General features: G+C 72.3%; 14 protein-coding genes. 8 read left to right on the forward strand and 6 right to left on the reverse strand.

Annotated elements, in window-relative coordinates:
- Window positions 1–206: 206 nt before the first annotated feature.
- From ABZY33_RS14330 to ABZY33_RS14350, 5 genes are all read left to right on the forward strand, one after another.
- Window positions 207–713: an NUDIX domain-containing protein gene (locus ABZY33_RS14330; protein WP_356491849.1), complete on the forward strand. Its 507-nt coding sequence runs from the start codon at window positions 207–209 to the stop codon at window positions 711–713.
- 10 nt (window positions 714–723) lie between these two features.
- On the forward strand, window positions 724–1,116 hold the full coding sequence (locus ABZY33_RS14335; protein ID WP_356491850.1) for a DUF202 domain-containing protein: 393 nt from the start codon (window positions 724–726) through the stop codon (window positions 1,114–1,116).
- Window positions 1,113–1,448, forward strand: a complete 336-nt coding sequence (locus ABZY33_RS14340) for a DUF202 domain-containing protein (protein WP_356491851.1) — start codon at window positions 1,113–1,115, stop codon at window positions 1,446–1,448. The genes ABZY33_RS14335 and ABZY33_RS14340 overlap by 4 nt, the downstream gene beginning before the upstream one ends.
- Window positions 1,449–1,597: 149 nt before the next feature.
- Window positions 1,598–2,641: a phosphotransferase family protein gene (locus ABZY33_RS14345; protein ID WP_356491852.1), complete on the forward strand. Its 1,044-nt coding sequence runs from the start codon at window positions 1,598–1,600 to the stop codon at window positions 2,639–2,641.
- A gap of 8 nt (window positions 2,642–2,649) precedes the next feature.
- The gene (locus tag ABZY33_RS14350; RefSeq protein WP_356491853.1) at window positions 2,650–3,864 is read left to right on the forward strand and encodes an acyl-CoA dehydrogenase family protein; all 1,215 of its coding nucleotides are present in this window, start codon (window positions 2,650–2,652) and stop codon (window positions 3,862–3,864) included.
- A gap of 94 nt (window positions 3,865–3,958) precedes the next feature.
- Here the strand turns inward: ABZY33_RS14350 and ABZY33_RS14355 are convergent, their stop codons facing one another.
- Genes ABZY33_RS14355 through ABZY33_RS14365 form a run of 3 tightly spaced genes read right to left on the reverse strand, consistent with a single transcriptional unit; the run spans window position 3,959 to window position 7,007 of the window.
- Window positions 3,959–4,552, reverse strand: coding sequence for a TetR/AcrR family transcriptional regulator (locus ABZY33_RS14355; protein ID WP_356491854.1), 594 nt, complete (start codon window positions 4,550–4,552; stop codon window positions 3,959–3,961).
- 32 nt (window positions 4,553–4,584) lie between these two features.
- A complete protein-coding gene (locus tag ABZY33_RS14360; protein WP_356491855.1) occupies window positions 4,585–6,246 on the reverse strand; it encodes an AMP-binding protein in 1,662 nt (553 codons plus the stop codon).
- Complete coding sequence (locus ABZY33_RS14365) at window positions 6,243–7,007, reverse strand: SDR family oxidoreductase (protein WP_356491856.1); 765 nt, start codon at window positions 7,005–7,007, stop codon at window positions 6,243–6,245. The genes ABZY33_RS14360 and ABZY33_RS14365 overlap by 4 nt, the downstream gene beginning before the upstream one ends.
- Before the next feature lie 164 nt (window positions 7,008–7,171).
- Here ABZY33_RS14365 and ABZY33_RS14370 point away from each other — a divergent pair, with 164 nt between their 5' ends.
- Both ABZY33_RS14370 and ABZY33_RS14375 read left to right on the forward strand, forming a co-directional pair.
- Window positions 7,172–8,431 (forward strand): DUF1343 domain-containing protein, encoded by a 1,260-nt coding sequence (locus tag ABZY33_RS14370; protein ID WP_356491857.1) that lies wholly within the window; start codon window positions 7,172–7,174, stop codon window positions 8,429–8,431.
- Window positions 8,432–8,609: 178 nt separating this feature from the next.
- Window positions 8,610–9,863 carry an MFS transporter gene (locus tag ABZY33_RS14375; protein ID WP_356491905.1) on the forward strand — a complete coding sequence of 418 codons (1,254 nt, stop codon included), beginning with the start codon at window positions 8,610–8,612 and terminating at the stop codon, window positions 9,861–9,863.
- 133 nt (window positions 9,864–9,996) lie between these two features.
- Here ABZY33_RS14375 and ABZY33_RS14380 read toward each other — a convergent pair whose 3' ends face one another.
- On the reverse strand, window positions 9,997–12,861 hold the full coding sequence (locus ABZY33_RS14380) for a penicillin acylase family protein (RefSeq protein ID WP_356491858.1): 2,865 nt from the start codon (window positions 12,859–12,861) through the stop codon (window positions 9,997–9,999).
- A gap of 267 nt (window positions 12,862–13,128) precedes the next feature.
- Here ABZY33_RS14380 and ABZY33_RS14385 point away from each other — a divergent pair, with 267 nt between their 5' ends.
- Window positions 13,129–13,731 carry a hypothetical protein gene (locus tag ABZY33_RS14385; RefSeq protein ID WP_356491859.1) on the forward strand — a complete coding sequence of 201 codons (603 nt, stop codon included), beginning with the start codon at window positions 13,129–13,131 and terminating at the stop codon, window positions 13,729–13,731.
- Between the two features lie 787 nt (window positions 13,732–14,518).
- Here the strand turns inward: ABZY33_RS14385 and ABZY33_RS14390 are convergent.
- Both ABZY33_RS14390 and ABZY33_RS14395 read right to left on the reverse strand, forming a co-directional pair.
- Complete coding sequence (locus ABZY33_RS14390; RefSeq protein ID WP_356491860.1) at window positions 14,519–14,923, reverse strand: DUF4180 domain-containing protein; 405 nt, start codon at window positions 14,921–14,923, stop codon at window positions 14,519–14,521.
- Window positions 14,920–15,348 carry a helix-turn-helix domain-containing protein gene (locus ABZY33_RS14395; protein WP_356491861.1) on the reverse strand — a complete coding sequence of 143 codons (429 nt, stop codon included), beginning with the start codon at window positions 15,346–15,348 and terminating at the stop codon, window positions 14,920–14,922. Before ABZY33_RS14395 ends, ABZY33_RS14390 begins: the two co-directional genes overlap by 4 nt.
- Between the last annotated feature and the right edge of the window lie 5 nt (window positions 15,349–15,353).

A 15,353-nucleotide genomic window follows, 5' to 3' on the forward strand; every position in this document is an offset into this window, starting at 1 on the left:
CCGCGCCCCTGACGGGGCGAGTGTCCACTGTCCGGTGCAGGTCGCATGTGGTTGCTCGCGCCGTTCCCCGCGCCCCTGACGGGGCGCATGCTCCCCGTCCCGTGCACGTGCACGTCACCACCGAAGACCAGCTCCGTCAGGGGCGCGGGGAACTGCGCGATCGGCCACGACGTACGTGCACGTCGCCACGGAACTAGCCTGGTCGGATGAACCCCGCTGAAGAGATCCTGGACATCGTCGACGCCCAGGACCATGTCATCGGCCAGGCACCCCGCGGCGAGGCGTACGCCCGCGGACTGCGTCACCGGGCCGCGTTCATCCTGGTCCGCGACCCGGCGGGCCGGATCTTCGTGCACCGGCGGACCCCGACCAAGCTCGTCTTCCCGGGGCGGTACGACATGTTCGTCGGCGGAGTCGTCGGCGCGGGCGAGAGCTACGACGCGGCGGCGCTGCGGGAGGCCGAGGAGGAGCTGGGGGTGAGCGGGCTGCCGGCCCCGGCCCCGCTGTTCAAGTTCCTGTACGAGGACCCGCACGGCGGCGGCTCCTGGTGGTCGTACGTCTCTGAGGTGACCTGCGACCTCCCGGTGCGGCCGCAGGCCGAGGAGATCGACTGGCACGCGTTCCTGACCCGGGACGAACTGGAGCGGCGGCTCGACGCGTGGCCGTGGACGCCGGACAGCCTCGCGGCGTACGCGCGACTGACGCACAGGTAGGGTCCCTCCAGTGATCGAATTCGTGCGTAACGTCCGCCTCTGGTTCGCCCCGGAACGGGTCAGGGACGAGGGCGACACGCCCGACTACCGCTTCTCGCTGGCCAACGAGCGCACCTTCCTGGCCTGGGTGCGCACCGCGCTGGCGCTCATCGGCGGCGGCTTCGCCGTGGACCAGTTCCTGCCGGACCTGCGCTGGGCGTGGCGCGTGGGCCTCGCGCTGGCGCTGCTCGCCGCGGGCGTGCTCTGCTCGCTGCGGGCGGTGAGCCACTGGGTGCGCTGCGAGCGGGCGATGCGGCGCGGCGAGGATCTGCCGGTGTCGCGCTTCCCCGCGGTCCTGAGCCTGGTGGTCGCGCTGGTCGCCGTGGCGATGGTCGCCGTGGTGATCGTGGGCTGGGAAGGGTGAGCGGGGCGGACGCGGCCCCGGAGCCCGCGCGCGACCCCGGTCTCCAGCCGGCCAGGACCCGGCTCGCCTGGCGGCGTACGACGCTCTCCTGCACCGTCGCGGCCGTGCTCGCCGTGAAGACCGTGCTGCACGGCGGGACCGATCCGCTGGGTCTCGTGGCCGCGGCGCTGTGCCTCGCGATGTGGCTGGGCTTCCTCGGGGTCGCGCACCGCCGGATCACCGGCCTCGCCCGCGACGAGGCGGCCCCCGAGCCGATGTCCCGGCGGGCCGCGCTGACGGCGGCACTGTGCACCGTGGCACTGGCGGTGTCCGCGGCCGCGCTCGTGGTGTGAGGGCTGGGCACGCGCGGACCGCCGTCCGGTCCGGCGTGGGGACGATCACGATCCCGTACGCCACTGGACGGCATACCGACTGGTCGGCATGATGTGGTCATTGCCCCTGCTCGCCCGCCCCTCAGCCACCCGGACTCCGGAGGACCTCGATGAGTCACCCCCCTGGCCTCGATCTCGACCAGCTGCGCGCCCACCTCGACCGTGAGCGGCCCGGCCTGGTCGGGGGGCCGCTGTCCGGGCGGCTCGTCGAGGGCGGCCGCTCCAACCTGACGTACCAGGTCAGCGACGGGCGGGCCACGTGGGTGGTGCGGCGGCCCCCGCTGGGCCACGTGCTGGCCACCGCACACGACATGAAGCGCGAGTACCGGGTGATCGCGGGGCTGCACCCCACGGCCGTACCGGTCCCCGAGCCGCTGCTGCTGTGCGAGGACGAGTCGGTGCTCGGGGCGCCGTTCTACGTCATGGAGTTCGTGACGGGGACGCCGTACCGCACCGCCGAGGAGCTCGCCCCGCTCGGCCCGGAGCGGACCCGGGCCGCCGTGCTCGGGCTCGTGGACACGCTCGTCGACCTGCACGCCGTGGACCCCGCCGAGGTGGGCCTCGCCGACTTCGGGCGGCCGGAGGGCTTCCTCGACCGGCAGCTGCGCCGCTGGGGCAAGCAGCTGGACGCCTCCCGCAACCGGGAACTGGCCGGCATCGACGAGCTGCACGCGGCGCTCGGCCGCTCGCTGCCCGCCTCGCCCGCGCCCACGATCGTGCACGGGGACTACCGGCTCGACAACGTCCTGATCCGCCGAGACGACGACGCCGATGGCGCCGACCGCATCACGGCGGTCCTCGACTGGGAGATGTCCACGCTCGGTGATCCGCTCACCGATCTCGGCCTGCTCGTGATGTACAGCGCGCCGCTGGAGCTGCCCGGCTCCCCCATCTCCACGACCGCCACGGCCGCCGGGCACCCGGCCCCGGCCGAGCTGGTCGAGCGGTACGCCGCGCGTTCGGGGCGCGACGTGTCCGCCGTCTCCTGGTACACGGCGTTCGCCTGGTTCAAGCTCGCCGTGATCCTGGAGGGAATCCACTACCGCTACACGCTCGGCCAGACCGTCGGCGCCGGCTTCGACCGGATCGGCGACCTGGTCCCGGTCTTCATCGAGCACGGCCGCACCACCCTCCAGGACCTTCAGGAAGGCTGACCCCACCCATGGACTTCGCATTCGACGCACGCACCCAGGAGCTGCGGGAGCGGCTGCTCGCCTTCATGGACGCGCACGTGTACCCGGCCGAGGCGGTCGCCGCCGAGCAGCGGGCCGCGCTCGACTCGCCGTGGCAGACCCCGGCCGTGGTCGAGGAGCTGAAGGCCGAGGCCCGCAAGCAGGGGCTGTGGAACCTCTTCCTGCCGGACGCCGAGCACGGCGCGGGGCTGACCAACCTCCAGTACGCGCCGCTGGCCGAGATCACCGGCCGCAGCCCGCAGCTGGCGCCGACCGCGCTGAACTGCGCCGCGCCCGACACCGGGAACATGGAGGTGCTCGCCCAGTTCGGCAGCGAGGCGCAGCGCAAGCAGTGGCTGGAGCCGCTGCTCGCCGGGGAGATCCGCTCGGCGTTCGCGATGACGGAGCCGGAGGTCGCCTCCTCCGACGCCACGAACATCACGACGCACATCGAGCGCGACGGCGACGAGTACGTCATCACGGGCCGCAAGTTCTACATCTCGGGTGCCATGAACCCGGACTGCAAGATCTTCATCGTGATGGGCAAGACGGACCCGGACGGCCCGGACCCGCGCCGCCAGCAGTCGATGGTGCTGGTGCCGCGCGACACCCCGGGCGTCGAGGTGCGCCGGGCGATGACGGTGTACGGCTTCGAGGACCACTGGCACGGCGGCCACGCAGAAGTCGTCTTCGACCACGCGCGCGTGCCGGCCGATCACCTGATCGGCGAGGAGGGCGGCGGCTTCGGCATCGCGCAGGCGCGGCTCGGTCCCGGCCGCATCCACCACTGCATGCGGCTGATCGGCATGGCCGAGCGGGCCATCGAGCTGATGTGCCGCCGGGCCGTCGCCCGGACCGCCTTCGGCAAGCCGCTGGCCCAGCAGGGCGTGGTGCAGGAGTGGATCGCGGACGCGCGGGTGGCGGTGGAGCAGCTGCGCCTGCTGGTGCTGAAGACGGCGTGGCTGATGGACACGGTCGGCAACCGCGGGGCGCACACCGAGATCCAGTCCATCAAGATCGCCACCCCGCGGACGGTCGTCGACATCATCGACAAGGCGGTCCAGCTGCACGGCGCGGGCGGTGTCTCGCAGGACTACCCGCTGGCCGAGCTGTGGGCGGGCGCCCGGACGCTGCGCCTGGCCGACGGCCCCGACGAGGTGCACCAGCGGTCGCTGGCCCGGCGCGAGCTGAAGCAGTACCGGTAGTCCCGGCCGCGTCGCCGGCGGATCTGCCTGCCGCTAGGGCCTGTCTGACAATTCCCGTCTGCCCCGGGTGACGACGGGAATTGCCGGACAGGTCCTAGGGCCGCAGCGCCCGCAGCAGCAGGTCCGCCAGCTGGTCGGCGAGTTGCTGCGGGGTGAGCGGGCCGTCGGGGCGGTACCAGGTCGACAGGTGGTGGATCGAGCCGAAGTGGTAGTCGACCACCAGGTCGGCCGGGGTGTCGGCGGAGAAGACGCCGGTCTTCTGGCCCTCTTCGATCAGCGCCCGGAACCGCTCGTGGTAGCGGCGCCGCTCGGCCCGTACCTGCTTGTTCTTCTCGGGGCTGAGGTGGTGCATGGAGCGGAAGAAGATCGACGCGTCGTCGAGGTTGTCGATCGTCGTGACGACGACGTCGGCCGCCGCCGCGCGCAGCCGCCGCTCGACGGGGTCGTCCCCGTCGGCGAACGCGTCGAGCCGCTCCTGCTGGAGGCGGAGCACGCGCGCGTACACCTCGTGCAGCAGATCGTCCTTGGACCCGAAGTAGTGGTAGAGGGCGCCCTTGGTGACGCCCGCCGCCTCCACGATCTCCTGCACCGACGTGCGGTCGTAGCCGCGCTCGGCGAAGAGCCGGGTGGCGGCCGCGAGGAGCCGTTGCGGAACGGGCGTACCGTCGCCGTCCGTCGTCCTGGGCACTGCCGCCACCTGCCTTTCTCGTACTTCTTCCGTCACACCGCGGGGGAACGCAGTTCCCGCCGGAGGATCTTCCCACTCGCCGTCTTCGGCAGCTCGCGCAGGACCTCGACCTCGCGCGGGTACTTGTACGCCGCGAGCCGCTCCTTGCAGTATCCGGACAGTTCCTCGGACGTGGCCTCCGCGCCCGGGCGCAGGCTCACGTACGCCTTGACGCTCTCGCCGCGGTAGGCGTCCGGGACGCCGACGACGGCCGCCTCGCGCACGGCCGGGTGCGTGTAGAGGACGTCCTCGACCTCGCGGGGCCAGACCTTGAAGCCGGAGGCGTTGATCATGTCCTTCTTGCGGTCGACGACGTAGAGCCAGCCGCGCTCGTCCATGAAGCCGATGTCGCCGGTGCGCAGTTCTCCGTCGGGGAAGGCCTCGGCGGTGGCGTCGGGGCGGCGCCAGTAGCCGGGCACGACCTGGGGGCCGCGGACCGCGATCTCGCCCTGTTCGCCGAAGGGCACCTCGTGGCCGAGGTCGTCGAGGATGCGCACGACGGAGTCGGGGCCGGGGACGCCGACCGCGAGGGTGCCGGAGACCGGGTCGACGGGGGCCTCGACGCCCGGGGGGACGGAGGCGCAGGGCGCGGTGCACTCGGTCAGGCCGTAGCCGTTGTGGATGTAGGGGCCGAAGGCGGCGCGGAACTTCTCCACCAGCGCGGGCGGCACCGGCGCGCCGCCGGAGGAGATCGAGGCGAAGGAGGCGAAGTGCTCGCGGGTCGCCTGCGGCTGGGCGCCCAGCGCCATGAAGGCGGTGGACGGGCCGACGGTGTAGGCGGGCTCGTGCTCGGCGAACGCGTCGAGGACGACGCCGGGTTCGAAGCGGTAGGCGAGCGCGAGGGTGCCGGTGTTGGCGAAGCTCGCGACGAGTTCGCAGACCATGCCGGTGATGTGGAACAGCGGCGCGAGCGCGAAGTAGGTGGCGCCTTCGGGCAGGGCGAGTCCGGTGCGCTGCCGCTCGGCGTTGTACATGATGTTGCGGTGCAGGTTCGTGGCGCCCTTGGGGGCGCCACTGGTGCCGGACGTGTAGCTGATCAGCGCGGTGTCGTCCGGAGCGAGTTCGCGGCCGGCGGGGGCCGGGTGGCCGGCCCGGGCCACGGCCACCAGGTCGTCCGCGTCGTCGGCCGGCGGGGTCACCCGGTCGAACGTCAGGACCCGCTTGTCGCCCCGCGCCTGGAAGTCGAGCTCGCAGGCGGTGAGCGCGATGCGCACGGATGAGCCGGCGGCGGTCTCGCGCAGGTACGCCTCCCAGGCCCGGTCGGTGCAGACCAGCGCGGTCACCTCGGCGTCGTGCAGGACGTGGCCGACCTCGCCCGACTTGTACATGGGGTTGACGGGGACCACGACCGCGCCCGCCTTGAACGCGCCGAGCAGCGCCAGGACGAAGTGCGGGGTGTTCTGGAGCATGATCGCGACGCGGTCGCCGCGCTCCAGGCCCCGGGCGGCGAGGTGGCCGGCCACGGAGTCCGACAGGGCGTCGACCTCGGCGTAGGAGAGACGGCCGTCGAAGTAGGCGAGGGCGGTGCGGTCCGGGGCGCGGCGCACGGCGGCGGTGAAGGCGTGGGCGACGGTGGCGGCCGGGGTGACGGGCGCCTTCTGGGCCTCGCTGAGGACGCCGAGCCAGGGCCGGGCCGCGTAGATCGAGTCCGTCACTTGGCGGCCTCCCACTTCTGCTGGAGGTGGTTCATCCCGGTCAGCCAGCGGTCGGGGACGGCGGCGCGGGCCGCGTAGTACTCGGCGACCTCGGGGTGCGGCAGGATCAGGAAGCGGTCCGCCTCCATCCCCGCGAAGAGCGCCTCGGCGACGTCCTGCGGCTCGATCGCGGTGGGTGCGAGGACCAGCTCGCCCGCCGAGCCGGCGGCGGTGAGCATGTCGGTGCGCACGCCCTGCGGGCAGATCGCGTGGACCTTGATCCCGCGGTGGCGGTAGGTGAGGGAGAGCCACTCGGCGAAGGCGTACGCGCCGTGCTTGGTGACGCTGTAGGGCGCCGCGCCCACCATGGTGAGCAGGCCGGCCGCCGAGACGGTGGAGACGAAGCGGCCGCTGCCGCGCTCCAGCCAGCCGGGGAGCAGGGCGTGCGCGGCGCGGACGTGCGCCATGACGTTCACGTCCCAGGCCGCGGCCCAGACCTCCTCGGGGGCGGCCTCGGTGCCGCCGGAGCCCAGCCCCGCGTTGGCGCAGTAGACGTCGACGGTGCCGCCGAGGGCGGCGCGGGCGTCGTCGACGATCGCGGAGGCGTCGCCGGGGACGGCCGTCGCGCCGATCTCGTCGGCGACCGCGGCGGCCTTGGCCGCGTCCAGGTCGTTGACGACGACGCGGGCGCCGGCGGCCGCGAACCGGCGGGCGAGCGCGGCGCCGATGCCGCCGCCCGCGCCGGTGACGACGACTCCCTGCCCTTGCAGACTCTCCACCATCGGTCTCCTTCGACACGGCTCCGTTTCCTCAGCAGACTAACCAGTCGGTATGTCGCCGCGGAAGGGGTTTCCCGTGGTGATCGCGTGCGGTGCGTTCCGCGTGGCCGGTCCGGGCGCTAGCGTGCGTGGGCATGCCAGTTCCGCCGACCCCGGAGGTTGTCCGCATGAACGTGTCGAGACGGGTCCTGCTCGCGGCGAGCGCCGGGGCGGTGGGCGCGGCCGGGGTCCCGCTCGCCGGCGCCGGGGCGGCGAGCGCCGCTCCCGGGGGCGGCGGGCACCGTCTGCGGACCGGTTTCGAGCGGCTGGTGGCGGACGGCTACCGGCTGCTCGACGGCGACAAGGTCGGCATCGTCACCAACCCGACCGGGGTCACCCGCGACGTGCGGCACATCGTCGACGTGATGCACCCCGACCCACGCGTCGACCTGGTCGCGGTCTTCGGGCCGGAGCACGGCTTCCGCGGCACCGCGCAGGCCGGCGGCTCGGAGGGCCGCTACGACGACCCGGCGACCGGGCTGCCCGTCTACGACACCTACTTGAAGAGCGGGCAGGCGCTCGCCGACGTCTTCACCGCGTCCGGCGTCGACACGGTCGTCTTCGACATCCAGGACGTGGGCGCGCGCTTCTACACGTACATCTGGACGCTGTACGACTGCATGGAGGCGGCGCGGCTCGCGGGCAAGCGGTTCGTCGTCCTGGACCGGCCGAACCCGGTCACCGGGCGCGGCGCCTACGGGCCGGTCCTGCACAAGGAGTTCGCGACCTTCGTCGGCCGCCGGGAGATCTCCCAGGCGCACGGGATGACGGTCACGGAGCTGGCCCGCCTCTTCAACGCCGAGTACCTGGAGCGCCCCGTCGAGCTGGCCACCGTCACGATGACGGGCTGGAAGCGGAGCGACTTCTACGACGTCTCGGGGCTGCCGTGGGTGCCGCCGAGCCCGAACATGCCGACGGCCGACACCGCGCTGGTCTACTCCGGCACGTGTCTGTTCGAGGGCACGAACCTCTCCGAGGGGCGCGGCACCACCCGCCCCTTCGAGCTGATCGGCGCCGACGGCATCGACGGGCGGTGGGCCGCGAAGGCTGGTCAACTCGGCCTGCCCGGCGTGCACTTCAGGGAGGCGTACTTCGCGCCGAGCTTCTCCAAGTTCCAGGGCAAGACCATCGGGGGCGTGCAGCTCCACGTCGACGACCGGGAGGCGTTCGACCCGGTCCGCACCGGCATCGCCCTGCTCGTCACCGCGAAGGCGGTGTGGAGCGGTTTCGCGTGGCGGTCGGACAACTGGATCGACAAGCTCACCGGTTCGACGCGGGTGCGCACGATGATCGACGCGGGCGCGACGACCGACGAGGTGGTGGGGGCGTGGCAGGAGGAGCTGCGGGCGTTCCGCCGGGTCCGCGCCCGCTACCTCACGTACAAGTGAGCGGGACCCGCACGTGAGGTAACCGGTCTCAGGGAACGAGACAGCGCGTCCCGCGCGTTGACTGCCCTATGCAGCTACCGCGACAGTGCAGGACGTGCTCAACTCCGACCCCACCAGGGAAGACACCGCCCCCACCACCGCCGCGTCCCCCTCGGCGCAGGCGCCCGCCACGGAGAGCCTGCGCCGCGTCGCGGTGGCCAGTTTCATCGGGACGGCCATCGAGTTCTACGACTTCTATGTCTACGGAACGGCCGCCGCGCTCGTCCTGAACGACGCGTTCTTCCCGAACCTCTCCTCCCTGAACGCCACCCTCGCCTCTTTCTCCACGTACGCCGTCGCCTTCGCGGCCCGCCCGATCGGCTCGCTGGTCTTCGGGCACTTCGGCGACCGGATCGGCCGCAAGTCGGTCCTGGTCGCCTCCCTGCTCCTGATGGGCCTGTCGACGGCGTGCGTCGGACTCCTGCCCGGCTACGCCACGCTGGGCGTCTGGGCGCCCCTGCTCCTCGTCCTGCTCCGGTTCCTCCAGGGCGTCGGCCTCGGCGGCGAGTGGGGCGGGGCGGCGCTGCTGGCCGTGGAGCACGCGCCGCGCGGCCGGCGCGGGATGTTCGCGGCCTTCCCGCAACTCGGCCCGTCGGTCGGGTTCTTCGCGGCGACCGGTGTCTTCTGGCTGCTCTCCGAGACGCTGTCGGACGACGCCTTCTCGTCGTGGGGCTGGCGCGTTCCGTTCCTGCTCTCCTTCCTGCTGGTCGCCGTCGGCCTGTTCGTCCGGCTCAGGATCAGCGAGACGCCGGTCTTCGCCAAGGTGATGCGGGACCAGGAGGCGAGCAAGGCCCCGGCCCTCGAGGTCTTCCGGCGCCACCCCAAGGAGATCCTGCTCGGCGCGGGCGGCATGGTCATCGCGTACGGCCTCTTCTACACGGCCACGACCTACTGCCTCGCATACGGCACCAAGACGCTCGGTGTGCCGCGCGGCACCATGCTCGCGGTGTCGCTGGTGGCGTGTCTGTTCCTGGCCGCCGGCACCTGGCTCGCCGCGACGCGCTCCGACGCGGGCGGCCGCCGCAGGACGGTGCTCGTGGGCTCCGCCCTGGCGGCCGTCTGGGGCCTGGCCCTGTTCCCGCTGATGGACACCGAGCAGCCCGCGCTCATCGCGCTGGCGCTCGGCGGCGCCCTGTTCTGCATGGGCGTGGTCTACGGCCCGATGGGCGCCTACCTGCCCGAGCTGTTCGGGGTGCGGGTGCGCTACTCGGGCGCCTCCTTCGCCTACAACCTCGGCGGGGTGCTCGGCGGTGCGGTGGCGCCCCTGGTGGCGACGCGGTTGCAGAGCGCGTTCGGGTCGTCGTCGGTCGGCTGGTACGTGAGCGCGATGGCGGTCGTCTCGCTGCTCTGCGTCCTCGCCCTGCCGGAGACCCGGGAACGCGAACTCGCCTGACCCGCGCGGCACCTGACGGCGTGTACGGCAGCCAGCACGAAAGGCCCGCGCCGACGGTCGCCCGGCATAGACGGACGCGGCCGCCCGGGGTGGGCAGCCGCGTCCTCGGGTCACCGGGTGGTGGCCCCTCCTCTCATCGGTGGGCCGGGAACTCCACGACCTGCTGGTAGGTGGGACGGTTCTGCCACTGGATGCCCCGGTGGGTGATCCCGCCGAGCGCCCGGTGGATGATGCTGTCCGCGCACCACTGGTCACCGGCCTTGCAGGCGTCGTCGCCCGGGTAGACCTGGGTGGCCGGGATGGCCGCCGCCTTCCCGAGTGTCGTCAGGAGCGCGTCCCGGCACGCGGAAAGGTCCCCGCCGCCGCAGTACGCGGCCCCGAGCGGCCCCTTGACCGGCTGCCCGAGCACCGTCCGCAGGTCCTTGTCGACATAGCCCCACCAGCCGTACTGGAAGGCCGATCCGGCGTGCGCGCCGGTCGGGCCGTGGCCGGCCGAGGGCGCCTCGTCGACGCTGAGCTGGCCGGTGAGCGCCTGGTAGAGGTCGTCGCCGAGCCCCGGCCTGAACTCGGCCTCCACCAGCTGCGGCCACCACGCGTCCATGATCCGCACGGCGTCCGGATGCGCGTAGGTCTTCGAGCCCGCCGCGGTCTGGTTGCGCTGCGCTCCCGCGGCGCGCCAGGCCTCCAGCTGCTGGACCGCCTTGGACAGCTGCGGGTCGTCGACCGGTTTGCTGCGGATGACCTTGAGCAGTTCCGGCAGCACCTGTTCGCCGCGCAGGTCGGTCACGGCGGCCTGCGCCATGGCCTGGGTGAGCGAGGCCCGCGTGACACCGCCCTCGGCGGTCAGCTTCTTCACCCGGTCGTCGAGCAGGTTCGCGCGCTGGACGGCGCCCAGGCTGAAGTTGGCGGCGGTGAAGTCCTTGGCCTGTTTGTTGTTCCAGGAGACGTAGTAGTCCTGGTTGACGGACTGGGGATGTTCGGCCGGCGGTGTCTGGGCCGAGGTGTTGTCCTTCGGGTCGAAGTCCTGCCACTCATAGGCCTGTTCGGCCTTGACCGGCAGCGACATGTCGACGTCCTTGGCCCGCACGGGGTTGGCGCCGCTGTTGTAGTACGCGATGTCCCGCGAGTCGGCGTAGAACCAGTTGAAGGCGTAGCTGATGTGCTGGGCGGCCTTGGCGAAGGTCGCGGCGTCCGTGACGTACGACGGGTCGTTCAGCATCTGGAAGCCGATGATCGAGTCGGCCTCGTGGCGGTAGGTCGAGCGCAGCGAGGTGTAGGCGACGGGTTTGCCGTCGACCGTCGCGCGGTGGGTGACGATGCCGTACTGGGTGCGGAAGACCTGCATCCGGTAGGAGCCCGCGGCCGTCGAGTCGGCGACCGTCGGCTTCCAGGCGTTCTTCTTCTCCAGCTTCTCCATCGGGGTGCAGGTGCCCCGGTAGACGTAGGAGGTGGAGTCCTTGGTCGGCGCGCCGCCGCCCGGCTCGCACAGCGGCACCGCGTAGGTGTCGGTGATGTCCTGCCCCGCGGACGTCGCCGACCAGGAGTAGTCCTGGCCGCGGCCGAGCTGGATGTACATGCCGACGCCCGCGAAGGAGACGCCGCGCGCGCTGAGCCCCGGCCCCTGCAGCTCCTGCATCATCAGCAGCTGGGGCGCGAAGTAGCCGGTCTGCGGTCCGAACACGGCGACCGGATGGCCGGAGGCGGTGTGCTTGCCGGAGACGAGGAGGGCGTTGGACATGCCCTTCTTGGTGGCCGAACCGGAGAACATGCCGGCCGGCAGCACCCCGTCGTCGTACATGCCCTGGAGCGGCTTGAGCTTCGCCGGAGCCGTCACCGGGTCCTTGGCCACGGTGCCGGACTTCGCGGCCGTCGCCGCCGAGCCCGTACGGTCGTAGACGAGCGGCTCCCTGGCGACCGATCCCTTGTCGGGCAGGGCCTGGCCGCGCGCGTTCGCGGGTTTCTGCCCGTAGGGGAAGCTCGTGCCGTCGTGGATGGTGGTGACGGCCTCCGGGTCGTTGCGGCCGCGGAAGGACTCCCAGATCTGGGTGCCCTTCTCGACGCCGTACTTCTCCTGGGACTTCAGGAGCGAGAGGGCCGCGTCGACCTCTCCCCCGCCGCCGTTGCCGAAGAGGCCGCCGACCACCGAGGCCAGCGCGATCATGTCGGTGACCTTGAACGGCTGTATCTCGCCGATGTTGGTGATCGCGTCGATCTTGCCGGTGAGGACGTACTCGCCCGGGAAGTAACGGCCGTTCTTGGACTTGGTCCGGTAGGCGTTCAGGCCGTCGATGTAGGCCTGCGCGTCGTCCATGGCCTGTTTGCCGCGCTCGCCGCCGGAGCTCTTGATGAAGTCGACCTGCTTCTGCAGATCGTCCTCGGTGTACGGGGCCTGTGGCCAGAACTCCTGCTCCAGGCCCTGGTTGGCGAGGGCGCCGCCGGCGAACGAGGTGAGTTCGCCGCGTCCGATGTGGCGGAACAGGTCGATCAGCCAGAGCCGGTCCTGACCTGCGGCGTACCCGGCGCCGAACTCGGTTCCGTACCGCGTGGAACCTTTGATGTGGGGTACGCCGTTCTTCTTGTCACGGGTGATGGTCACGTCCTCGCGAGGACGGGTGACCGAGCCCACTTGATCGGCCGCGACACCGAAGGAGGAGTCGTTGAAGAAGTTCGTGAGCGTGTCATCCGTGAGTGAGGGGTAGCCGGAGGACAGGGCGTCATAAGGGCCGAGCTGATCGTCGGCGTGAGCGGGCTGGGTACCGAGCAGCTTGTTGGCGAGGATCTCGGCCAGCGTGGCGCTGCCGTTCGCCCCGGGCGGCAGGATGTCCGCGCACTGCCCCTTGCAGTAGTCGCTGACGGGTGCGGGTTCGTCGGCGGCCGTGGCCGTCGAGAGAGGGGAGAGCAGTCCCGCGGTGAGTAGGAGCGCTGCGGCGGCCGTAAGTCTCCGCAAAGGGCCGGCGCCCTTTCTGTGCAGGGTGGTTCGTGGGATGCGTCGTCGCATGCCTGGTCCTCCCGACGATGGTGTGCCGGAGGTTACCGGCGGTTAGCCCACGACAGAAGATGAACATGCGTCACGTTTTCGGAATCACCACAGGGATCACTCGTCGACTCCTCAGCCTCGGAAGGTGGCGGTGATGGCTTCCATCGGAGACCGGATGGGACCGGCCGCCCCGGAGAGGGATCCGAATCGCGTGTCGATACGTCTACTCGGTGACGTCGCGCCATGGCCGCGGCGACGCCGACGTACGTGTGACGGAGGTGCAGGGCGATGGCTGGATTCCGGAGTCTGGCAAGACAGGTGCGCGACCCACTGAGCGACCTGGCACTGCGGCGCTACTCACTGCGCAAGTGCCTGGAGAGATTCGCTCCCTACGGCCACCGGGCCACCTGGGACCATCTCTGTTCCCGGGCCGGGTTCGGCCCCGAGGACCGCTCCCCCGACCCGGCGCGCCTGGTGGCGGCGCTGGAGGAGCTGGAGGAGGCGCGGGCCGTCTGGCTCGCGTACGAGGTCGCCTTCGCGCAGCGGCGGCGCAAGGAGAAGCATGACGGGCTGCGCCGCCCGGGCAGTGTCGACGACTGGCACCGCCTGACCTGGGGCGGCTTCGGCGTCGCCTGGTGCGACGACCCGTCGGTGCACCCCACCGAGCCGCTGGCCGACGTGCTGCGCCGGCTGATAGCGGCGCTGGAGCGCGAACCGGGCCGCAGCTGTCCCGTCTGCACGGGCACGGCGCTGGTCTGGAAGCACGACCTGGCGCACGAACCGTCGTCGGGCCCCGTCTGCGCGCACTGCGGCATCGTGGTGCCGCGGCCCGTGCTCACGTCCGCGGCCCTGATGGAGGCCAGGCGGGCGCGGCAGCTGGTCACGGCGTAGCGCGGGGGCGCGGAGCGAGGGTTTGGCGCTGCGGTGTGGAGCGACGTACAGCGCGACGGGGGTGCGAGCCGGTCACCGGCACGCCCCCGGATTCACCCCTGACCGACCCGGGTCACTCCTGGCCGCTCCTGGCCGGGAATCGCCTCTAGGTGCTCGCGGTTCAGCAGGCACCGCGGCAGATACGCGCGTCGGCGCCGAGCGGGACCTCCATGGCGTGGGCGGGACGGGCCGGGGTCGGTGGTCCCCGGGGCCGGCCGGGTGCGCGGCGGTGTCCTTGGGCACGGTGTGGCAGCGCTGGGTCGGGTCGGTCGGCGGACGCCGGTTTCGGCGGCGTCACCGGTCACCGTGGGCGGCGCCCCGGCTGCGACATGCGGCCGGCCTGCGGCGAGGCCGCGCAGGCGGTCAGTCCGCGCCGCGGTGAGCCGGGGTAGTCCGCGTTAAGGCGCGTCGGGTGCCGGCGCGCTGCGGAGCCACGAGGCGCGCCTCCAGTGCGGCGGTGTCGCGCACGAATCACAGCTGACCGCCGCGGTCGCTCTCCCGGACGCAATCGGCCAGTGCCGCGCAGGCGATCGGCCCATGCCACGGTGAGTGAGCCGGGGCAGACCGCCGTCAGTCGCGTCGGATGCCGGCGCGCTGCGGAGCCACGAGGCGCGCCTCAAGTGCGGCGGTGTCGCGCACGAACCACAAGCTGACCGCCGTCAGACGCGTCGCGCGCCGGCGCGCTGCGGAGCCACAAGGCGCACCTCCAGCGCGGCGGCGTCGCGCACGAACCACAAGCTGACCGCCGTCAGACGCGTCGCGCGCCGGCGCGCTGCGGAGCCACCAGGCGCGCCTCCAATGCGGCGGTGTCGCGCACGAACCACAGCTGTCCGCCGCGGTCGCTCTCCCGGACGAAGTCGGCCAGTGCCGTGCTGGCGGCGGTCTGCGCCGTGATGTCGCCGACGATCGCCAGGCCCAGGCGGTAGTTGGCGAACTTCTGCACGACCTCGCCCGCGACGCGCGTCCGCAACCGGAAGAAGTCCGCGCCGCACCGCGCGGCCGGGACGGCTACCCAGGCGGCGCCGCGGTAACCGGCCTCGCCGATCAGGTCGAGCGCGGCGCGCTCCCCGTCGAGGGGCGGGCCGTCCGGGGAGCAGACCCATACCGCCACCCCCGCCAACTCCCGCAGCTCGTCCGCCGGTTCGTCCGTCATGAGTCCTCCACCAGGGTGTCGACGATCCGCAACAGCTCGGCGGCCTCGGCGAGTCCGCCCAGCACGATGACCTTGAGCACCGCGCGCTCCTCGTCGTAGACGCTCTCCACCCGCAGCCGGGCCGCGCCCCTGTCGCCGCCGGCGCTGTGGGCCACCGCGACGACCGTGTTGCCCAGCCGCATCGCGGCCTGCGGGGTGACGCCGTCGACCTGGACGATGATCGAGGCCTCGGCGTGCGCGCCGCCGGGCGGGCGGGGCGCGGCCGGGGCGCCGGTGAAGGCGTCCAGGTCGGCGCGGGTGACGCGGTAGCGGCGTCCGACCTGGGTGGCCTTCAGCCGCCCGTCGCGGACATAGCCGCGCACGGTCCGGACGTGGAGGCCGAGCAGGTCTGCGACCTGATCGAGGGAGTAATACTGTCGCTGCACTCCCT

Origin of the sequence: Streptomyces sp. NPDC006552, from assembly GCF_040611655.1 — a bacterium.
In the GTDB taxonomy this organism is placed as follows: Bacteria; Actinomycetota; Actinomycetes; order Streptomycetales; family Streptomycetaceae; genus Streptomyces.